General features: G+C 51.1%; 20 protein-coding genes. 17 read left to right on the plus strand and 3 right to left on the minus strand.

Annotation, left to right across the window (positions count from 1 at the left end; all coding sequences use genetic code 11):
* Nucleotides 1–4: 4 nt before the first annotated feature.
* From NST26_RS05655 to NST26_RS05665, 3 genes are read left to right on the plus strand one after another with little or no spacing between them, the layout of a single operon-like run.
* Nucleotides 5–1006 carry a TadE/TadG family type IV pilus assembly protein gene (locus NST26_RS05655; RefSeq protein WP_340978755.1) on the plus strand — a complete coding sequence of 334 codons (1002 nt, stop codon included), beginning with the start codon at nucleotides 5–7 and terminating at the stop codon, nucleotides 1004–1006.
* A 25-nt stretch (nucleotides 1007–1031) separates the two neighbouring features.
* Nucleotides 1032–1541: an A24 family peptidase gene (locus NST26_RS05660; RefSeq protein WP_340978756.1), complete on the plus strand. Its 510-nt coding sequence runs from the start codon at nucleotides 1032–1034 to the stop codon at nucleotides 1539–1541.
* Between the two features lie 39 nt (nucleotides 1542–1580).
* On the plus strand, nucleotides 1581–3293 hold the full coding sequence (locus NST26_RS05665) for a DUF6382 domain-containing protein (protein WP_340978758.1): 1713 nt from the start codon (nucleotides 1581–1583) through the stop codon (nucleotides 3291–3293).
* Between the two features lie 42 nt (nucleotides 3294–3335).
* Here the strand turns inward: NST26_RS05665 and NST26_RS05670 are convergent, their stop codons facing one another.
* On the minus strand, nucleotides 3336–4238 hold the full coding sequence (locus NST26_RS05670) for a TIGR01777 family oxidoreductase (protein WP_340978759.1): 903 nt from the start codon (nucleotides 4236–4238) through the stop codon (nucleotides 3336–3338).
* 22 nt (nucleotides 4239–4260) lie between these two features.
* The gene (locus NST26_RS05675; protein WP_209876640.1) at nucleotides 4261–4725 is read right to left on the minus strand and encodes a DUF2621 family protein; all 465 of its coding nucleotides are present in this window, start codon (nucleotides 4723–4725) and stop codon (nucleotides 4261–4263) included.
* Between the two features lie 172 nt (nucleotides 4726–4897).
* Here NST26_RS05675 and NST26_RS05680 point away from each other — a divergent pair, with 172 nt between their 5' ends.
* From NST26_RS05680 to NST26_RS05745, 14 genes are all read left to right on the plus strand, one after another.
* Complete coding sequence (locus NST26_RS05680; RefSeq protein ID WP_340978760.1) at nucleotides 4898–6025, plus strand: deoxyribonuclease IV; 1128 nt, start codon at nucleotides 4898–4900, stop codon at nucleotides 6023–6025.
* 45 nt (nucleotides 6026–6070) lie between these two features.
* A complete protein-coding gene (gene purU / locus NST26_RS05685) occupies nucleotides 6071–6967 on the plus strand; it encodes a formyltetrahydrofolate deformylase (RefSeq protein WP_076082422.1) in 897 nt (298 codons plus the stop codon).
* A gap of 274 nt (nucleotides 6968–7241) precedes the next feature.
* A complete protein-coding gene (locus NST26_RS05690) occupies nucleotides 7242–8024 on the plus strand; it encodes an SAF domain-containing protein (protein ID WP_340978762.1) in 783 nt (260 codons plus the stop codon).
* A gap of 30 nt (nucleotides 8025–8054) precedes the next feature.
* Entirely contained in the window at nucleotides 8055–9119 is a 1065-nt protein-coding gene (locus NST26_RS05695) for a hypothetical protein (RefSeq protein WP_340978763.1), read from the plus strand.
* Nucleotides 9116–10690, plus strand: a complete 1575-nt coding sequence (locus NST26_RS05700; protein WP_340978764.1) for an ATPase, T2SS/T4P/T4SS family — start codon at nucleotides 9116–9118, stop codon at nucleotides 10688–10690. The genes NST26_RS05695 and NST26_RS05700 overlap by 4 nt, the downstream gene beginning before the upstream one ends.
* 15 nt (nucleotides 10691–10705) lie before the next feature.
* Nucleotides 10706–11743, plus strand: a complete 1038-nt coding sequence (locus tag NST26_RS05705) for a hypothetical protein (protein ID WP_340978766.1) — start codon at nucleotides 10706–10708, stop codon at nucleotides 11741–11743.
* Nucleotides 11744–11754: 11 nt separating this feature from the next.
* Nucleotides 11755–12624 (plus strand): hypothetical protein, encoded by an 870-nt coding sequence (locus NST26_RS05710; RefSeq protein ID WP_340978768.1) that lies wholly within the window; start codon nucleotides 11755–11757, stop codon nucleotides 12622–12624.
* A gap of 100 nt (nucleotides 12625–12724) precedes the next feature.
* A complete protein-coding gene (locus NST26_RS05715) occupies nucleotides 12725–12934 on the plus strand; it encodes a hypothetical protein (protein ID WP_036727541.1) in 210 nt (69 codons plus the stop codon).
* Between the two features lie 5 nt (nucleotides 12935–12939).
* Complete coding sequence (locus tag NST26_RS05720) at nucleotides 12940–13083, plus strand: hypothetical protein (RefSeq protein WP_155991580.1); 144 nt, start codon at nucleotides 12940–12942, stop codon at nucleotides 13081–13083.
* 15 nt (nucleotides 13084–13098) lie between these two features.
* The gene (locus NST26_RS05725; RefSeq protein WP_340978770.1) at nucleotides 13099–13479 is read left to right on the plus strand and encodes a hypothetical protein; all 381 of its coding nucleotides are present in this window, start codon (nucleotides 13099–13101) and stop codon (nucleotides 13477–13479) included.
* 20 nt (nucleotides 13480–13499) lie between these two features.
* Nucleotides 13500–13997 carry a hypothetical protein gene (locus NST26_RS05730; RefSeq protein WP_340978772.1) on the plus strand — a complete coding sequence of 166 codons (498 nt, stop codon included), beginning with the start codon at nucleotides 13500–13502 and terminating at the stop codon, nucleotides 13995–13997.
* A 73-nt stretch (nucleotides 13998–14070) separates the two neighbouring features.
* Nucleotides 14071–14670 carry a hypothetical protein gene (locus NST26_RS05735; protein ID WP_340978775.1) on the plus strand — a complete coding sequence of 200 codons (600 nt, stop codon included), beginning with the start codon at nucleotides 14071–14073 and terminating at the stop codon, nucleotides 14668–14670.
* A 708-nt stretch (nucleotides 14671–15378) separates the two neighbouring features.
* Nucleotides 15379–16959, plus strand: coding sequence for a hypothetical protein (locus NST26_RS05740; RefSeq protein WP_340978778.1), 1581 nt, complete (start codon nucleotides 15379–15381; stop codon nucleotides 16957–16959).
* 16 nt (nucleotides 16960–16975) lie between these two features.
* Nucleotides 16976–20851 carry a hypothetical protein gene (locus NST26_RS05745; RefSeq protein WP_340978780.1) on the plus strand — a complete coding sequence of 1292 codons (3876 nt, stop codon included), beginning with the start codon at nucleotides 16976–16978 and terminating at the stop codon, nucleotides 20849–20851.
* A 78-nt stretch (nucleotides 20852–20929) separates the two neighbouring features.
* On the opposite strand, the gene NST26_RS05750 is transcribed toward NST26_RS05745, so the two are convergent.
* Entirely contained in the window at nucleotides 20930–21574 is a 645-nt protein-coding gene (locus tag NST26_RS05750; protein WP_340978781.1) for a hypothetical protein, read from the minus strand.
* Nucleotides 21575–21826 lie beyond the last annotated feature (252 nt).

Below are 21826 nucleotides of genomic sequence, written 5' to 3' on the forward strand. Positions count from 1 at the left end.
TAGAATGAAGCGGTGGCTGAGGAAATCGCCGGACCCTAAGGATGAAGGCAGCATGGTTGTGGAGGCGGCACTGATTCTGCCTGTGTTCCTGCTATTTGTCCTGTTCCTCATCTTCATTATCCAAATGACCTTGTATTCAACAGCGCTGCAGAGTACGGCTTCTGACACTGTCAAAATAATCTCAACCCATATGTACCCCGCAGCTCTGGCAATGCAGCAGCAGGAGGGGGAAGGTGGTGGCGGGGGAGATGAAGCCGGAGAAGCAGGTGAGGGTGAGCACTCAGATGATCCGGACTCCTCCACCATCTGGAGCATACCGCGCCTGTCGATAACGGAATGGAGTGAGGATTACGTGGAGAAGCTTCCGCAGCCGATGGAATCCTGGGTCAAGGCTGTGGTCCGGGAGGGAGAAGGGCCGCTGCAGAAGGTGCAGGCGGGAGCATCCGAGGCTGCACTGGATTTGGTGCTTAAGCCGATGCTCCGGCCATATCTATCATCGGACTGGCTTGAATATAGCAGAATTCATGTATCCAATGTCACTGTACCCGATCTGAGGCAAGGGACGCATCCATATTTCGGCATGGTAGTCAGCTATGAGCTGCCAATGCGAGTCCCGTTCCTGAATGAAAAAATCGTGCTGGAGGCCAGCGCAGTTGAACGCTTATGGGTCGGCAACACCGATTCAACCGGGGAAGGAAATCCGGCTGAACCTGCTGAGGAGACCGGAACCATTATGATCCTGGAGAAGCCGAATCCGGGAGTGGCGAATCACCAGGGCATTATCAAGGTGAAGGTGCCTCCCGGGGCATCGGCCAATCTGTCGATCTTCTATAAGAGCGGCCAGAGTACTGCCAAGTATCTGGGCTGGAAGCAGGCAGATGAACACGGGTACATCGAATGGGAATGGAAGATCGGCGTGAATACTACGCCGGGCACCTGGCCCTTCGTGGTTAGTCTGGCTGATGGAGCTACGCTTCAGGCGACTTTTACAGTGGTCAAAAAATAAAAGAGTAGAGAAAAGAGGAGCACGGATGACGGAATGGGCGTTATGGGGCTGCCTGCCGTTCCTGACAGCAGCATTATTCACAGATATACGCTGGATGAGAATTCCTAACTGGATTACACTGCCTGCGCTGATTGGCGGACTGCTACTGCAGTTGATTATCAATGGCTGGCAGGGGCTGCTGTTTTCACTTTGCGGCAGCGTAGCAGGCTTCCTGCTCCTGCTGATTATGTATTTTACCGGGGCGGTGGGGGCTGGCGATGTGAAGCTCTTTGCGGCTATCGGCGCTTGGACAGGAGTGCTTTTCTCGCTTCAGGTTATTGTCTATTCGGTGCTCTTGGGGGCAGTCGTAGGCTGGATCATCATTCTCTACAGGAGGGAGACAGGACGCAGGCTGCGCAGCATGATAAGCAGAACAGCGGGTTTCCTGCTGCTTCGTAATATGAGTCTCGTCAAGGGCCGGGAGGGAGAGTTGCTTCGGTTTCCTTTTATGCTGGCCGTGTTCCCTGGCTTTATCTGTGCTTATATTTATTTTTGACTTGGAGCTTATTGTTGACAGCTTAGGAGGTGAAGAGACTTGTTTGGACTAGAACGTGATTTCATCCAGCAGGATGGAATAACGATGCTGTTGGGCAGATCCGGGGGTCTGAGCGCAGGAGAGCTGAATATGGTGCAGGCCCGGATGCTGATGACCAGCGGGATACCGCATCATTTACGCTTGCTGCTTAGAGAAATAGATCTGCAGGTTACCCTGGAATACACGGTTGCAAGACGTAAAATGCTGGGTGCGCTGCTTAAGAGCGGGAAGCTGAGTATGACGGAATTCTTCGGGCTGATGCTGCAGATCGCTGCCGGGATGGAGGAGGGTCAGCTCTATATGCTGCGTACAGAGCAGTATGCGCTTCATGAGGATTTTATCTTTATCGAAGGTCCGCTCAGCAGTGGTAAGGTCTTCCTTACATATATTCCGCTTGAACTCACTGAGCCCGCATTGAAGCCGGGCGAAGCCTTGAAATCGCTGATCATGGTCTTCATGGGAGCCATTCAGGAGTTATCGGGTGACGGAATTCAGCGGCTGCTGCAATACTGCGGGGAAGAAGCCTTTAGTCCAGCGGGGCTGAAGGAACTGCTCGCAGAAATGCTGACGGAGGTTACACCCCATAAGGACCATGTTGAACGAAATGAGCCTGCACATCTAAGTCCTATGGCTGGCGCAGGCACCTCTGCCGCCGTACCAGGAACGAGGGTAGACTGGGCGCAGCCTCAGGCTCGCAGACTGGAAGAACCGGGAAGGGAGAGGTCCGCGGCCGCAGCGTTCTCCCGAATACATGGAGATAAGGAAGCGCAGCCTTCCGGTTCGATGCTTAATCCCACGCCTTGGATGGGTGCTTCACCACCGTTGAAGCGAAAGGATGGATTATCAGGGGTTCAGACAACAATGGATGCAACACTTGGACCTGTTCAGGCTGAGGACAAGCAGAGTCCTCACAGGACGTATATATTGCTGGGGGCATTATTAGTTGATGCGTTACTATGGAAGTTTCTGTATCTGAATGACCCCCGCACATTGTGGCTGGCAGTTTGTGCTGCGGTGACTCTGATACTTGCGGCTGTATGCTGGCTGGTATGGAGTGGAAGGCTGGCTTGGGGCGAAGCAGAGGAAGAGTTGGATGATCTGGGGGAGGGGCCAGAGGATTATAACAGTACAGCCCGGAACCGTAAGCTGAGGAGCGACATGGAATGGGATTTCAGCAGGAATCCGGTAAATCAGCATCGTTCTCCTGCACCGGTCTACACTCCTCAGCAACAAGAAGCAACTGTGAGGGGGCACGGATTCACAGCTACACCGGCTGGCAGACAACAGGCTCCGCCGGGGATGGCCGCCAGTAGTCCGCAGAAGAAGGAAGCGGCGATGGCTACAGCGCTGCTGACCCGGGAACCCGTTCAGGCTACAGGCAGCAGTCTTCCCCAGGCCGGAAGGACAGTGCCTTATCTGGAAAGAAGTGACCCGGATGACGGGGGAGCTCCCGAACGAATTGAGCTGAACCGGCCAAGCTTCATTATTGGACGCTCCTCTGAAGTGGCTCAGTACATTGAGAAATCGGAGGGGGCTTCACGGGTCCATGCTGAAATCTTCAGAGTCTCAGGAGGATACATTCTGAAGGATCTGGATTCCAGGAACGGGACGCTGCTTGCAGGTGAAGCTATGGTTCCCTACAAAGAATACCCGCTGACCGAAGGCAGCGTGTTCACCATTGTTAAGGGTACCTATACCTTTCGCACAGCTTAGCAGAGGTAGATGTGATGAATGGAATGGTGCGTTTGCAGCAGCCTACTGATTTTTCAGTTGCTCCAGTGCAGGCTGTAGCGTGGGATAGTTGAAGGTGAAGCCGTGGTTAATTGCTTTGGAAGGAAGCACACGCTGGCCTTCCAGCAGAATCTCGGACAGCTCGCCTACAGCAGTTTTTAGCAGAAACGCCGGAAGGGGGAACCAATGCGGGCGATGGTAGACCTTGCCGATCATCCGTCCGAACTGTTCATTAGTGACCGGCTGTGGAGCTGTGGCATTAACGGGACCCTCGATCTCAGGCTGAAGAATGCAGAATTCGATCAGGCGCACAATGTCTGTAAGGTGAATCCAGGACATCCACTGCTTGCCGGTGCCGATTTTGCCGCCGAAGCCAAGCGAGTAAGGCAGCTTCATTTTGGGAAAAGCACCGCTCTCATTGCCAAGCACAACCCCGGTGCGCAGCTTGACCAGACGGATACCGGCATAGGCTTCATCCGCAGCCTCCTCCCAGGTCTTGACCACCTCGGAAGGGAAATCGACAACCCGGGTCTCGGAAGCTTCGGTATAGGTATCCTGCACCGACGTACCATAAATGGCGACTGCTGAGGACTGGACGATCACGCTTGGCTTATGCTGGAGTGAATTCAGCAGCTTACCGGCAGCGGCAACGGTTTCAAGACGCGATTCCATAATCGCCTGCTTCCCCTTAGGGGTCCATCGCTGGCTAAGCGAAGCTCCGGCAAGATTAATCAGCGCATCTGCGCCTTCTGCCGTTTCAGGATTGGCGGCCAGGCTGTCCCAGGTGAGATAGCTAAGCCCCGGATGATCCAGCTTGTTCTCGGGGTTCTTGCGCCCGACACTGATGATCTGATGTCCGCTCTGCAGCCAATATCCGGTAAGCTCGCTGCCGATGAATCCGCTGCCTCCGCAAATGATATATTTCATAGGGGTTGCTCCTTAGTATGCTTTATTTGACCAGATGCTTGTAAGGTGCGTAGTCAATGCCGTTCTTCTCCAGGAAGGTGATCAGGAACCTGTTGTCACGCCGGGGCGTAGCAATAATGTACCCTTGGATACAGTGCTCACGGGTAACCTCAGTTGCATGGCTCTCTACAGCCAGCTTGCCAATCTCAGCGGCGATAGAGTGCTTGGCAATATCGCGGAACGGGCTAGGCACCGGCTGTACAAGCTGGTCCAGAAAAGCCTTCATCTCGTCGCTCCACAGCGGACGGCTGCGTTCCACCCAGTAGTTCTGCCAGTCCAGCTTGGATTTGCCGTCAGCCTTGGGCAGCACCTTCAGAAATTTGCGGAACATAAAATAGCCGCCGATGCACATGCTGCCCAGCAGTAAAAAGGTCCAAAATGCGATGGAGTTCATAAACCAGTTGCTTGGAGATGTGGATAATAAGCTTGAGGGTAAATGGAAATGCATGAATACACCGCCTTTGACAATGATGATTGTCACTTTCCTTTTGCTCCTCTTGAGTATAGCGTATTTCCTTAGGTTTGCGAAGCGGAAGCGGCCTTTCGGGGCTTGCCTAGATTTATTCTCCCGATCACGGTAGAATAAGGGTTAATTCGTGAAGGAAAGAGGGAAATTAAGCATGCTGAAAATAGGTTCACATGTGTCCTGCGCGGACAAGGGTCTCCTGAGCGCGGCCAATGAAGCAAATGAGTACGGATCTACCTCGTTTATGATATATACGGGAGCGCCGCAAAATACGCGCCGGAAGCCGATTGAATCGATGTTCCCCGAGGAAGGCAAACAGAAGATGCGGGAGAATGGCGTCGGCGAGATTGTGGTTCACGCCCCTTACATTATTAACCTGGGCTCCTACAAGGAAAATACCTATCAGCTGGCAGTAGATTTCCTGCAGGAGGAGATCCGCCGGACCCATGCGCTTGAGGTCAAGCATATTGTCCTGCATCCGGGTGCATTCACTGATAAGGATGCTGATTACGGCATCCAGCGCATTGCAGACGGCCTGAATGAGGTGCTGGGCGGTACGAATGAGACCGATGTGCATATCGCACTGGAGACGATGGCTGGTAAAGGCACAGAGATTGGCCGCACCTTCGAGGAGCTTGCCTCCATTATAGATAAGGTTGAATTTAATCAGCGGCTATCGATCTGTCTGGATACCTGCCACATTCATGATGCCGGATACGATATCGTGAACGATCTGGACGGGGTGCTGAAGAAGTTCGATGATACGATCGGCCTGGAGCGGCTCGGCGTGATCCATCTTAATGACAGCAAGAACCCGCGCGGAGCGGGCAAAGACCGTCATACACCGATTGGCTCTGGCTACCTAGGATTCGAGACGATCAACAATGTAGTCCAGCATGAAGCCCTCGCAGGTCTGCCGTTTATTCTGGAGACGCCTTGGATTGGCAAGGACGCCAAGAAGCTCCGTCCCATGTATGAAGTAGAAATCGCCCTGCTGCGCGGCAATGTCGCTGAACGCTTCGGTGCGGAATTCCTGCAGGAGCTGGAAGAGCTGCATGCCTTTTTTGCCAAGGAGGAGCTGGATTCACGCCGTTATGTGCTGGATGTGTGGGAGCTGCTGAAGAATGACGCCAAGGCTAAGAAGGCGGATCCCCGGGAACCGCTGGAACGTCTCTATGATCAAGTCATAGCTGCCGGATTATTCCCTCAGCTTAGTGAGGAAGCCGTTAATCACCGGCTGATCGCCTGGCTTGCAGGCAAACAGCTGCTCGTGAAGGCATAGACCCGCATAGATAACGCAAGCAGATGAGAGGATGAACGGAGAACTATGGAATTACATGTGAAGAGAGAGCATTCAACAGGCAGACCTTATCCGGACCGGGCGCGTATGCTCATATCTTGTCCTGACGGACCGGGGATTGTAGCAGCGGTATCGCATTTTTTGTATCAGCATGGCGCGAACATCGTGCAGTCGGACCAATATACGATGGACCCGGACGGCGGAATGTTCTTCATGAGAGTAGAGTTTGACCTGCCTAAGCTGGATGAGCGGCTGGAAGAGGTACGTAACATCTTCGGCGGTGTTGCCGAACGCTTCAAGATGAACTGGCAGATCTTCAAGGTAAGCCATAAGAAGCGGCTGGCGATCTTCGTCTCCAAGGAGGACCATTGTCTGGTGGAGCTGCTCTGGCAGTGGCAGGCGGGCGACCTGGATGCAGATATCGCGCTTGTGGTCAGTAACCACACCGATATGCAGGCTTATGTGGAATCCTTTGGTATTCCGTTCCATCATATTCCGGTCACCGCAGAGACGAAGGCTGAAGCTGAAGCGCGTCAACTGGAGGTTATCGGTGAAGATATCGATGTGATCATACTGGCCCGCTACATGCAGATTATCTCCCCTTCATTCATCGAGCATTACCGGCACCGGATCATCAATATCCATCATTCGTTCCTGCCAGCCTTCGTCGGTGGTAAGCCGTATGCCCAGGCCTATCAGCGCGGAGTCAAGATCATCGGGGCGACTGCCCATTACGTGACCGAGGAGCTTGATGGCGGACCGATTATCGAGCAGGATGTTCAGCGGGTCAGCCACAGCGATGATGTTAATGAGCTGAAGCGCATTGGACGTACGATTGAGCGGGTGGTTCTGGCCCGTGCCGTCAAATGGCATATTGAGGACAGAATCCTCGTGCATCACAACAAAACAGTAGTATTTAATTAATAAGCTAATCTTGCCGTAACCATTACAACCACTCCGGTAAAAGTCAGCAACCCTGCGTAACGCAGGGGATATAGAACATCGTTCTGGCCTGGCTTTTACCGGCATTTATCTTCAGCGGGAGCTTCCCGCAGCCTCAGGCTTCACACCCTCACAAGGATAATCTAATACACTTCTCAACTACTAAGGTAAAAAAGCATTTTACCGGCATTTTGGACATAAGCGCCAAGATGTATTTTGCTATGTGCAGAAATCACATTCAAAGGGGGTAAAGGGCTTGTCAACAAAGCACGGACGTCTATTAAAACGCAATTATTTCTTCGCCGGACTCATCCTGCTTATCGGCTTCGGCGGACTGCTCGGCTATGATCTGTATTTCAAGCCTTATGTACTGTCACAGACCGTTGTCAAAATCAAGGTGGACGGCGGGGGCTTCCTGCCGAAAAATCATGAGCTGACAGCGGAGAATCTCTATCTGGATTCCGTACAGACCAAAGACATCCCGGCAGGAGTCGTCCGTAGTCTGGAGCAGGTGGAACAGAAGATTACGAATGTTAATCTAACGGATGGCAGCATTCTGACCGAGTCGCTGGTGGATGTAAGCGAGCTGGAGCCACAGCAGGATGAAGGTATTTTTCCGATTCCCAAAGACGCCATCTATGCCATCAACGGTTCTCTCCGCAGTAGGGATAAGGTGGATATCTATCTGGTCGAAGGAGACTCACCCGCAAAAGAACGCCGAGGATACAGTCCGGCTGCTGCTGCATCTGTAACTACTCCCGGAGGGGAAAAGGCCTCAGACGCTTCCTCCCTGTTGGAAGCAGAGGTTCCGCCTGAGGTACCTGCGCGCAAAGTATTCTTAAGCGGAGTGACTGTAAACTACGTGCGTACGGAAGATAACAACGACGTACTCGACTCGGAGAAAGGCAACAACAATAACCGTTTTACTTCGACCGGGAAGGTGGCAGCCCCGGAGCTGAAGCTGAAGAAGAGCGACGGTGAGCTCCTGGGAGCTTATCTCGAGCAGGGCAAGAAGCTATGGATTGTCCGGGTAGAGTAGGCGTGGACAGAAGGGAAGGGGGAATGAGACTTGAGAATATTCAGTCTGGGCATAGATCAGCTGACGATCAACGAGATTAAGCTGGCAGGCTTCACCGTTATTGCGCAAAGTGTGCTGCCGGAGCCTGAGCATGCCGGAGGGCATCTGTTAATGGTGACGAGCGAGCAGGTGCCAGTAGCGGAATTAAGAGAGCTAAGAGGGAGGTATCCGGACTCTTCAATTTTGTACATCTATCTGCAAAAAGGGGTTCGGGGTTACCAGGCCATACATATGCAGTGTGAGAGTCTGGGCATATTTTTCATGCCTCCGCGCTGCACCTCAGCGGCTATCATCGATAAGCTGCGCTATATGCTCGAAGATGAGCATAAGGAGAGCGGTAATGTGGTAGGCTTTTTCGGCTCGGGGCCAGGTATTGGCTGCACGAGTATTGCCAAGCTGTTCGCCAGGAGGATTGCCGCTTCAGGGCTGCGGGTGATTATGCTGGGTCTCGACCTGTACGATCCGGGCTATGACCGGAAGACGGCGGTTAGTCTGGACAGGCTGCGGCCGCGGATTACCGGTAAAATGCTGCATGATGAGGATTTCAGCGCGCTGGTGAAGCAGGAAGGCTATGCCTATCTGCCCGGGAACTTCGATTATCTAAGCGCCCAGGATTATCAGGAGGAGGAGATCGAATATCTGCTGGCCAGAGCAAGTGAAAGTGCTGATGTGGTGATTGCGGATTTCGGGTCGATTCCTGAGAGCGCCGCGTGGTATGTGGGGATGCAGAAGTCGGTGCTGCGCATGATCGTTACACACCCGCGGCATGAACACAGGCTGCATCCCCTGATGGAGCTAGCCGGACATATGGACCTGCATCCGCAGGACTTCCAGTGGATAATTAACCGCAGCAATGTGGAGGAGCTAACATCACCGAAGAGCCTGGCCCTGCGTTTTGGCAGCGAGCTTCTGCTGGAGCTTCCGTATTATCCATCTTTTCCAGAGAGCCTGCCGCTGGGCAAAAAAGAGCTTCAGCAAGTGGACGATAAGGTCCACGCATTGCTTGTATCACTGGGCCTCGCCCAGGAAACCCGCAAGAAGGGGATATTTCAATGATGAACAACAAGGATGACAGCTTGACGTTGCAGCAGAAGCGGGTGCTGTCCGGATGGGCTCCGCTGGACCCTGAGCAGGGCAGGCGGCAGGGACAACGGGACGAGAGCTTACAGGCGGTGCCTGGACGCGTGGACGGAACGCAGAGCAGACGGCTATTCTCACTGAAGCAGAGCGTACTGCGTACCAGTAAGCCCGGCAAAGAGGACTTCTACAGCTTCCTGCACACCATGAAAAGTGAAATGAACGCCGGGCTGGAGCGTGAGGATGACGGGTATTTCGAACTGAATGCGAAGGCGCTGGTTGGTGATCCGCAGGCGGTCAGCTTTTTCATGAACGAGATTGAGAAATATCTGCGCCGGACGCCGTTTACCGGAAAAGTGCCGGAGGCTTACCGCACAGCCGCTGAAGCGCTGTTTCATGAATGGAAGGGCTTCGGCCCCGCCTACCGCTGGTTCACAGACCGGGCCTATAGCGAATCCACCGGACTGCAGATGATCGGGCGGCAAATTTTTTATAACCATCAAGGGAGGTTTGTGGCGTATCCCTATGAGATGCCTTCGCTGGACCGGGTGGAGCAGCTTAAGCGTTCTCTCCTCAAGAGTGATCCCGGCAAGAAGCTGAACAAGGATAATCCTTCCGTTGAATTCAAAATGGATGATCCTCTCTGGCCCGGCCGATTCATTCGTCTAGCTATCTGGGTCTCCCCGCGGGTCTGGGAGGGCTTCACTACCATCTCGCTGCGGCGGCAGGTCGTTGAATTTCTGGATCTGGATGATCAGGCCGGCACGGAATGTATTCCTGCGGAAGCGATTGATCTGATTCGTGCGCTTACCGGGACGTTTCGCAACACGATTATCGCGGGCGCGGTAGGGTCGGGTAAAACCACTTTTGCCAACACAATTGTCGGCGAGCAGCTGCTCGGCTCCTCTTCCTGCATGGGCGTCGTGATGATCGAGAAGCATCCGGAGTCGATTTTACCGTATCAGATCAAAGGCCACCGGATCATTCCCATTCAGGCTTCCAATGAGGAATTGATGGAGGTCGGTGTGGAATCGCTGCGGCATGACCCGAACATTTTGTACATGACAGAAATGAGATATAACGAGTGGGAATTCTATCTGTGGAGCGGCGAGAAGGGCTATGACGGCATTACGGGCACCTTCCATACCGTAGATTCGGAGGACATTCCTTATCAGGGGGCGTTTGCTGTATCTACACGGATTGGCGGCAGCCTGAAGGGACATTTAATCTCGGCACTTAAATCCTGTGAGCTGGTGTTCATACTGGAGAGTGTCCCGGATGGGAAGAAACGGCTGGCACGGATCTCCGAGGTCTTTTATGAAGAGGCTAGTAATTCAGTCTTCGCCAATGATCTGATGCGCTGGGAACCGGAGCAGACGGGCTGGACCTATAATGACAAGCTAACCCAAGCGCTGATCTTAAAGATGAAGAAGAAGAATGCCAGAGCGGCACGGATGCTGCTGCAGGAGCTTGGACATCTCGCTGCGCAGAAGCCGATGACTGACCCGCTGAAGGAAAGTCTGAAGTCCAAAATCGTTTTGAATGAATGAGAGGAGAGAGTGCTTGTGGAGCTGCTGTTCTATATCATTCAGTTTGTGCTTCACCTGCTCGTTGCAGCCGGACTCTGGCTGCTGGTCAAGCCGCTGATTGAGCGGCATCTATGGCAGTGGGGGCAAAAGCTGGATCTGCGGATGAGCTTGTTCGGCCACAAGGTCAGCAGCGCGAAGAGGGAAATGTGGCTGTACCGCCATCTGGATGATCTGCTGTATTTTGCCCATAAGCGATACGAGCCGGGCATCAGTGTGCTGCGCTTCGTCACCCGTTCGGGGATGCTGTTCCTCGGTGTATTCCTATCGAGTCTGCTGACTCTTAAAGAGCTGCCGGGGCAGATGAGCTTCAGCAATCCTTTTCTGGAAGGCATGGTGTTGAATGACGGCGCACCTGTGGCGAATGCCTGGCGGCTTCCGCTGTTTCTGGCGGTGCTCTCGGCCTGTATTCCTTATCTGCGGATGAGATATACCTATGCCCAGCGCAAGGTGCGGGGGAGCTACGATCTGCTCGATGTGATCAAAATTGCCACCAAATTTACGCATTTGTCTGCGGATTCCATTTTGTCCAAGACCAGTGACTTGCTGCCGGTGGAGAATGTGTTGAAGACGCCCTTGAGACTGCTGGGGGCAGCGTTCGCTGGCTATAGCAATGAACGGGAGCTGAACGAGGAAGCCGGGCGTTTTGCCGGAGCGATTGGCACGACGTTTGCCGTAGAATTCTTATCGGATCTGCTCTATTGCGAGAAGGAAGGCACCCGTTATCTCAAAAGCTCGCTCATGACGCTTAACCGCTCCATGGAGCTGCAACGGGAGACTATTCTGACGGTGAAGGCCAGCAGCAGAGATGCAATCAGCCTGGGACTGTACGGTAATCTGATAGTGCTGGTATCTTCTGTTGGAACGTTCATGTACATGCTGAAGCCGGATGTGTATTTCAAATTGCAGTTCGAGACAACGATTGGACTTACATTTATGATGGTGATCCTGACGGGCCTATTCATCTCGTTCATGATCAGTACCATCCTCGCCAGACCCAAACTGGACTACCATTAAGGTGATGAATGATGGATAGATTACTACTTTTGATAGCTGTAACAGGTATTGTGTATCTTGCCTTACTGGTCTTTGTCAGCAGCAGCAGCCGTCAGCAGCGGTATGTGCTCCGTCTGGGCCAGCAGTGGAAGGCTTTCGGGGAACGTGTGCACAATGAGCGGCTGCAGCAATTGCTCAATCAGAGCGGACTCTCTATATCAGCAGCCAAAATCACCCTGTTCCGATATGCGGCGGCTTTCCTCTATTTGCTGGCCCAGGTAACGGGAGACTTCGTACGATTAGAGCCACTGTCCATATACGATCCTCTGATTGCTCTGCTGATTCTCGTAATTACCAGCCCGCAGCGGGTGCTGCCGTTCGGTTGGGTGCTGAGCTGGCTGCATCAGAAGACACTGATTCAAAAAGACGGGGAGCTGATCTCCTTCATCCGTCTCTATGAGAACAACCGTCTGCGCAAACGGGGATATGTGGAATTTGGCGCCTTCTGCGCCGGGACGGCCAACCATTTCAGTTACATCCGCCAGGATCTGTATGAGCTGTCGGAGCGGGCGGTGGATGAGGGGACGGAGCGGGCCATTGAATGGTTTTGCAGCAAATTCCCGGAGAACCACATGTTTATCAACGATATCCGTTCGATTCTGCTTGCGACAGAAGGGATGGATGATGACCATGAAGCAGCGAAGTATCTGCAGGAGCAGGGCAAAATTATTACCAAAATCTCAAGTGACCAATATTTGAAGAAGTGGTCCTTTATCGGGGACATGTCCACGATCATCAATGTCATTCCGTCGATCGCCACCTTTCTGATGATTGTGTCGCTGGCGATGCAGTACATTATGCTGATCAAAGGGAATTTTAACGGCGTAGGGATGTTCCAATGACGAGTTCAGGCAGGCTGACAGCAAGAAAAAGAACCAAATGAAATTTTTGTTATATTCAAGAATCATTTTAAAATATACAATCAAAAGGGAGATATTAACAATGAAAAAAGATGCTATTTCTACTGGTTTATTTATCGCAATCGGGTTCCTGTGTGTGGCTATCGTAATTGCTGTATTGATTCCTGTAGTACGGGACGTAATCGATAAAGCGGATGACAACAGACCTGAAATCCCGAAGGTTAGTCTGGTTCAGCCCGCAGATTCCGTGGAAGCAGCAGTAACGTACACAATCGCTGGCCCTTTGGTTTAACGGAGATGAAGAAGGACTCAATTTCCGTCGCGCTGTTTCTGGCTATTGGCTTTGTGATTGCCGGAATTTTTATCGCTGGGGCTACAAGCATTATCGGCGGCAGCCAGGATGATATTATCACCCATGTCAAAGCTGTTGAGAAGTATTAAAAGGAGGCGCTGTGCTTGAAGGCAACCGTCCTCCGGGCCTTGTTCATGTGGCTGGTGCTGTTCATTATCCTGCAGCCGATTTTTACGTACATCGATTATCTGCTCGATCTGCAGGTCAAAGCCAACACCTCGTATATCACGCAAAAGGCGGCGACAGAAGGGATGGTCACTCCCTCCATGAAGGCTGAGGTCATCTCTAACCTGAAGGCTGTAGGATTTCCCGAAGGCTCGATTAAGATCACGAGCGGAACAGAAGTGATCCTTGAACGCAAACAGCGGATTGATGTGTACGTGACCGCGCCGCGGGTGAACCTGTTCCCTTACAATTTCTCCGCTGTATCCCAGCCGGCACAGTACTATGGACATGGCTCGATCATGAGTGAATATCTCGATTAATTAAGGGATGAAGCTAACCTATGGATTATATTATTAAGCTGGCCTTTGTCCTGTTGATCTTTATTTATTCCTGGTTTTTTCAGATTCAGAATCAGGAATGGGACCAGGTGCGCAGCATGCTTAAGGATGCCAATAATATGGCCGTCCATGACGCATCACAGGAGTTGAACGAAGCAGCGAGGGCCCAAGGCCGTCTGGTCATTGACCCCGCTGAGGCTTATGTCACCTTCCGCCACACCCTGCAGAGTAATCTGGGACTGGATGACGGCTTATCCCCCTTGGCGGGGAGCCGGCTTCAGGCTCAAGTGAAGATCGTCAAGTTCGACATCCTGGATGAATCTACGGGCGATACTTTTCCGCTGCTCTATGAGGACAGTACTTACGGTATCACCAAATACATACAAGGTCCTTCGGTCATCGCCGTTATTCAAACGCAGCATCCGGTGCTGATCTCCAGAAGCAAGGTTCAGGAGGCCATCACAGTGCCGGCGGTTCAGGAGTATAAGCTGAATCGATGAACTATCCGGCAGGGTAATCCTGCACCGAGGCGAGCCTTAGCAGGTCGTACAAACTACTAAAGGAGAGATTCAGATGAAAAAGATAATGATGAAAGCAATGTTAGCAACTGCACTGTTAGCAGGTTCGATTTCAGGCCAAGTCGGATCTGCACATGCGACAGCTGCAAAACCGACGGCAGCACCTATTATGAGGGACAACCTGTCTAAGTATGGATTGGTGAAGGATGTGGAGCTGCCGGTGACAGTTACGTCTGGGGGGCTTAGTTATACGTTGGAGAAGATTATGATCTTTGATTCCAAGTCAAAGGATGCTCAGGCGCTGGCTAAACAATACGGCTATGACCTGGATGGTGCTCAGTATTTTGTATGGACTAAAATCACTGTAGAAAATAAAGGTGGGAATGTAGTACAAAGAAATATTAAAGATTTGAGTAACAAATGGCGTCTGAATTTTGGAGATCTAAACATGGGGGAAGCTTCCGCAGCAATGCCTGGTAAGTTAGATGACTCTGTAAATAATAAAAATGCGTTGTGGACATGGGTTTTGAACCCTGGAGAAAAACTCAGCACATACCAAGGGTTTCGTTACACCGGGAAATTTAATTATTTTGTAATCTGGCTAGATAACAAAAGCAACTCTACCACAAAATACATTGTGAATGAGAAGAGGTAGGGAGTGTAAGCAATGAAAAAACAGAAATTTTGGATTGCTGTGCTAATTGTAGCTTGCCTAATCATGAGGCCGAACTATATTTATTCGGCACAAGCAGAAAGTCCTAAGCAAGGCAGCGTCAGCGTGCCGGTGACTACCGGGTTAAGCGGATCAGGAAATAGTGCCAAGACGTTTTATCTGGATTTGCCTAGCGGGGCCACCGGCCCCGCGATTAAGGCAGGGACACTCAAGTATTCAGGAAAAAACACTGTTGTAGGAGGCCTCACTGTTGAGAATGGGAAAATCAAAGTAACGCTGAAGGGGAATGTGAAAGATGAGATCTTTCCTGTTGTAGGAATGGATGCAGAGTTTGGCAAACCATTTATAAGCGTACCCGGGAACTCGATTTGGCGGTATTCTGATGGACGGCGCTGGCAAATTAATAATTACAATGAATACAAGGGTTATAACGAAAGCTCAAACAAAAACGCAGAAGATTACGGAACGCCATCTGAAGTACCACCTACAACTACGGTTTCTACTAAGTCTGATCCCAAAAATCCTAATGTTGCAGCCTGGTTTAAGCTAGATAAAACTCCCGTTCCATATAGTAGCGTGGTTCAATCGAGCATTCGGCTTAACGCCCATAATTTACAAGATGCTAAAGGAACTGTTGGTGTAAAAAATGGGGGATTTATAATAACGTATTCTATGCCGTCGAAGCTTAGAGTGCCAGAAGAAGTATCGGAAGGTTTTGGAAGAGGTGGTCATGCAAAGGGGTGGCTTTATTACGTTACCCTTCCATATCACTACGATGCCGAAGCCAAAGTCACATCCTACAGCTACGCCGGTTCGGTCACCTTTGATTATTCCCCACCCGACCAAGTTACACTAAACGGAACGGCCACGCTAGAGAAGCCGAGTCCAAACCCAATCAAGCTGGAAGGCAGCAAGGTCGATGTGAAGATCAACGTTAAAGGCGAGCTGCTGGGTTACACAAATTCCTCTAACATCGAAGAATGGGTGTTCTATGCCAAGGAAAAAGACAGTTCAGCGAAGGCTGACATGAAGAAAGAATACGGAAAAATGCTCACCGCATCGAAAAGCTTTGACTTCCAGATCCCAGCCAGCCGGGTGACCAGTGACAGCTTCAAACAGGATTACGCGCTGACGGTAATCATTCGGTTCAAGAATCCGGTCATTACGAAGACCGGGACGATAACGTCCCTGGAGCAGAAAATGGAAGTCTCGGCCGGGGTGTACAAGAAGGACAATCCGGTCAGCTATCCATCCGTACCGAACAAGCCGACCAAGCCCGAGGGCAAGCCACCGATTGCCCGGATCAGCGCACCTAAGTATGTCAAAGCCGGGTCTGACATGATGGTATATGGAGGAAATTCCTCCGACCCGGACGGTTATATCACCGATTATGCCTGGGGAACTCCTGGAGCAGAAGGCGGGATTGAAAATACGGCCAGAGGTTATGTCTGGTACACACGGGATAAGGTAGGACAGACATTCCCCATCAGTCTTACCGTCGTTGATAATGACGGGCTGATCGGGAGCACCAGTACCGAGGTGACGGTCATTGAACCTATCCCATCCGCAACCTTGGAGATCACAGGATCGCTGAAGCAGAACCGGAAAACCACGCTCACCAACAGTAGTACAAGCCCAACACGGTTCCCGATCATTAAATCCAAAACTCAGGTCACGATCAGCGCAGTCAGCGGCGGGACCCATGCAGATATCAAGTATAGCGGCAGTCTGGCCGAGCTGGAGAGCAAGGACGTACTATTCCGGAAGCCAGGCAAATACAAAGCGAATATTCATGTTGAGAATACAGCCGGCTATGGTGCAGATGGGGAGATCACGTTCGATATTGCACCGGACGAAGTCCCAAGTGTTTATTTTGACGTTGCCCAAAAAATGTATCGGGACCCGGAGAAGGGGAATAGAGCGATCATCCAAATTACGGACAGGTCCTTTTCCACAGACAAGGACGTCCTGAACCGTCGAATCTGGGAGTATCGGTACGACTCCAATAATGACGGGCGGTTTACCGATGAGAATTGGGAGATTTTCAATAATGGAAATGAGATTAATCCTAAGCTGGAATTGACTCAGGTGGGGAGATATGAGATCCGGTTGACGGTCTTTGAAGAGTTTGGCCAGCCGACCATCGAGGATTACGTGACGGAGGCGGACCGGCGTTCTGCAGATTCGTATACCGACCCCATCAAACAAGCGCTAGTGGAGCGGACGGTAGAAATAGATAACCGCGCGCCAGAAGTCGATTGGGACTTGTAAGGGGGGAAGGCAGATCATGAAGAGATTCAAGAGAAGTATCATTTTGCTTATGGCCTATTTGCTGCTGATTCCCGTACTGCCGCAACCAGTTGTCGAAGTGACGAGACTGGCCAGTACAGTGCAGGCTGCAGAGGATAATTTCATTTATTATCGGGATATTATTTTTGAAGCTGGGCGAGGGGGACATGCCAATCAGGATGATAAGGTTGTCATTGATTTCCCTGCTCTGAAGGTAACCAATCTTAAATTTAATAAAACGACCAAAAGAATGACCTATGATATTATTCCAGGATCTAATTTGCATGTTACTTATACAACGGGAAGACCTGATTGGGGCGGATATACTGAGCCAATGAAAATCGAAATGTGTAGTACCGTGTATACCAAAGCTGCATATCAATATGAATTAAACAGAAATGCTTATGGTGATGATAATTTATGGACCTGTAACGATCCTAGAACACCTGATTATTATGGTCAATATTACAACTGGTCAGCAGATTGGGGGATGTTACACGCCAATGCAGTAGCATCACAAGGATATTATATGCCTGCTGTTCTTGATGTAGATATGTCCAAAATACGGGAGTTAATGGCGAACACCTATCCTAATGAATATGCACAAGGATATAACTATTATCAGCCAAGTGATTATACGCCAGGACTAGATAAAGATCCAGAAATGTTCCGCATTCGAGTGTTGGCTTGGACGAAAACCTATTGGTGGTCGCCGTACATGACTAGAGTAGCTCAATTGATACCCAATTATGCCCCTAGCCTGTCCGTAGGAACAGCGAATGGAATTACGCTGGTTAATGCTCCGGGCCTCAGCGGAATCAACATAGAGGGGTATGTCAGCGATCCAGATAACGAGGACGTTACCGTCACCGCCGAGATCCCTGGTGTCTTCTACAAGAAGACGGTGGTGCCTCAAGCCAAGCTGTCCAAACCATTCAATATCCCACTGGACGTGCTGCAAGACTCGATCCCGCCGGGAACCTACACCGTGAACATCACGGCATCCGACCCTTCGGGAATGACGGCGAAGGCGGCGCTTACGATTAATGTCAAACAGCAGATGAGGAACAAGTCGTTTGTCCTGGTCAATACACCAGTGGAAACAAGGACGAAATTCTTTGACTCGGAGTGGGACCCTAAGCGGGAAGAACGGTATCGGTTCGATCATGACCCGTACTTTTTTGATAATTCGATGGGGATCATTTGGGATTCTGGATTATGGCGAAGTTCACCCTATACGACCTTCCCGTATAGCGGTTCCTACGTGGCCACGTTCCAGGGTCGCGACAATCCCAAGGATGACGACCGGTTCGATGTGTACCGGAAATGGAGCCGGAATAACCTGTCTTCGATGACCTTCCATGTGCACCGCAAGCCAATTGCGCTATTCAGTGCCAGGCTGTCAGGCGGTTGGCTGCAGATCACGGACAGCTCCTACGATTTGGATCATGTCACCGCCTCCAATAAAGGGATCATGGACTGGCAATGGCAATACAAGAAGACAGAAGGGCAGGTCTGGACGGATGGATATCCGCCGGCACAGCTACCGACTAATGACCAGTATGATATCCGGCTAAGAGTGCGGGACATCGATGGCGAGAATGGGATTGGCGTCTGGAGTGACTGGTCGCAGCAAACGGTAGGGGCAGCCGGCAACCTGCCGCCGGTAGCGCTGTTCACCGTCGAGCCCAACATCGTATCGTACCGTAAGGCTACCACAATCACGGACAAGTCCTTCGACCCGGACAATGATCCACTGGATGTATACAGCTGGACAGTGATTAAGGATGGCTGGCAGCAGGTATGGAGCCATTGGGGCAATCCAACGGTGCCGCCGAATATCGCTGCCTACGGCGTGGGGACGTATCTGTTGACGCTTCAGGTCCATGATAACCGCGGCCTATGGTCACAGCCCTACAGCCAAACGGTACAAGTTATAAACCATCCCCCAGCAGCAGCCTTCAATATGCCGGTGGAAGTGTACCGGGACACTGTCATAACCATGGAGAATATGACACCGGATCCGGACGAGGACGGGGATTGGCTGAGCTATGCTTGGAACGCCAGAATAAATAACAGCCCATATTATTACGCCGGGGGTAACCGAAACCAGGTGATGACCATCCGGGACCTGATCGCACGTAGCGGCATATCACAGCAACAAGCCATTTCAGATGGCTGGGAAATGCGCCTGACCGCCTCTGACGGATCGCTTTCCTCGAATGCGACACGGATGTTCAAGGTCCTCAACCATGTGCCTACGGCCGCCATTAATGGTCCTGCAACGGCGTATCAGTTCGATACGAAGCTGTATACATCGTCAGATCATGATGATGATCCATCGGATATCGCCAGTCTTCAATATTTTTGGAAGGTGACAGATAGCGACAGCACCACCAAATTATATAAGACGCCGAGCATCGAAATCAGCTTCCCGGAACCGGGGATATACACCCTGGAACATTGGGCAGTGGACCAGATTGGGGCGAAGTCAAATATTGAGTCACTCAAAGTGAATGTAATCAAAAACGAAGCCCCGTCCATGACGATCACTTCTCCTCCGGGTACAACCGCGAGCCCAACGGTCCTGGATGCAGAGAAGCAGGGGGACCCGTTGATTCAGTGGACCTACTCCGATCCGGAGAATGATCCTCAGGAAAAGTACAGGCTTGAATTTTTCACCAAAGAAGGGCTATTGGAGAAAACGGTAGAGAATACAGATGGCAGCGGATCGATCCGTCAGTATCAAGTTCCAAACCCAACATTCAATCGCTTCGAGTACTTCACGGTATTGGGGCGGGCGTATTCCAAGGGCTCCTGGTCGGAGATTTCCAATGAAAAAATGTTCATCATCGACAACCCGCCGAAGCCAGGATTCACCTTAACCACGGATACAGGAAAAGATGCCACGAAGGTACCGATCTACCGGACGGATGTGCTTAATATCAAGAGCACGGCAACAGATGAGGATATTCCGAAAGGAGACACCATAAGTCATCAGTATTTCTTGAAACCGGCGGCTGGTGTAGAGGGGCTTGTGAGCACAGAAGGCGATTTTAACAAAAAGTTTACTTCAAACGGTGTTTTTACGTATCGGCAGCTCGTTACGGACTCCCTGGGACTGTTCAGAGAGCTGTCCCATAGCATTACCGTGTTGAACCGGTTACCTAAGGTCACGATTACCTATCCGACAAGTGATAGTCCCAACAAGCCAACGATTGCCAGCACGCTGACACCGATCATCAAGTGGGATTACCAGGATGAGGACGGCGATCTGCAGCAGCGCTTCAGAGTGAAAATTATTAATATGGCAACCGGTGCAATCAAAGTTCAATCCGGTGACCAGGTATCCAGTTCAAAACAATGGAAGGTACCGGATGGAGCCTTAGCAGAGTACGAAAAATATGCTGTAGAAGTTGAGGTCTTCGATGGATTTGAGTGGAGTGTTGTGTCCGCAAGAAAGTACTTTATGGTTAACCTGCTTAGCATCAAGGGGGCTGTCCGTCATACAGAGGAGTGGAATGGCAACCGTCAGGCGTACAATCTGAAACAGAGCGGCTCGCCTGAAAGCCCGCGGGGGTATAGTGTCTATTGGGCTGGCGAGAAATTTGTGCTGCAGGGGACAGCTACCGGACTACCGGATACCGTGCAAGTCACAATGACTGGAGGATACACGGCGGCGCTGAGTCCGACCGGGAGTGAAAAGACCTTATGGACGGGTGAGCTGGCCGACCCATCGTTCGAACAGCTGCCGGATGGTCCTGTTACTTTTACCTTTACCGCAACTAATGAGTACCAGACCAAGGTGGATACAGTGGCAGTAACGATTCTCGGAGATTGGACAGAATATTATCAGAGCCATCGTGTAAAATAACGCGGGACGCAATCCTTATGCCTTATGTACTACTGTGATTTTGTTTTACTTGGCATCAAGCGGGCGGAGGGTGATCGTTCAGACGATTCCCTCGGTCCGTTCTTCATGCAGCCGCAGCCTTGGGGCCGCAAAATCTGCCGGATTAGTAGTTTGGGGGTTATGTAGACTGGAACTTCTGAGGTCCGCAGAATGACTCCGGTCCATATAGTAAGAGAGTTTGCCGCTGAATATTTTGTGGGCGCACAGGGATGAAGCGAAATCCTCCGGAGTGACGAAGCAGGAGGGCTTGGCTACCGGATGAACAGTAGTTTCCTCCAATACAGAGGCGACGAACTGGGAGCAGAAAAAAGCATTCTCCCGGTCAATCCGGATGTTCAACAGTACGCCGACCAGACCGAGCAGATGATATTTATAACGCTCCTGATTCTGCATCATGCCCTGGACATGATTGTACATGGTATCATATTCGTCCTCACTGACTCTGAGCTGGTAGATGGCACAGTCTGCACTGTTGTAGAACGGATGGATAAAGTTCTCATGGATCAGTCCGGCGATAAAAGGGTTGTACACTTTTTTCCGGCCGAAGCTGTAGACCTCACGCAGCTCACTGTCAAAAGCAATCGAGGCATGATTCAGCTCCGCTTTGGTGAACCATTTAATAATTCCGCTGAAGGCTGTGCCTGTTCCGGTCAGCACAATATAAATATCTCTGTTTGCAGTCATCTTCTGAATTCCTTTCTGCTGGAAATTATGGATAATCCGGCTAAAATTCCGCTGAGGTACTTCCATCTTACTGTATAAATCCGCTTTGTAAAACAAACTTTAGTCTTAATTAGAAACTAGACTTAAGGCTAAGTTTCTGGATTCCTATCCGTATCTCCAAAAAAGAACCTCCTGTAGCACCGTTAATCTGGCACAGGCGTGCATAGACCCGGCAGAAGCCGCTAAATATAAGCTGCAGCAAAAACAATTGGA

The sequence above is a fragment of the Paenibacillus sp. FSL R7-0128 genome, from assembly GCF_038002245.1.
Classification (GTDB): domain Bacteria; phylum Bacillota; class Bacilli; order Paenibacillales; family Paenibacillaceae; genus Paenibacillus_AQ; species Paenibacillus_AQ silagei.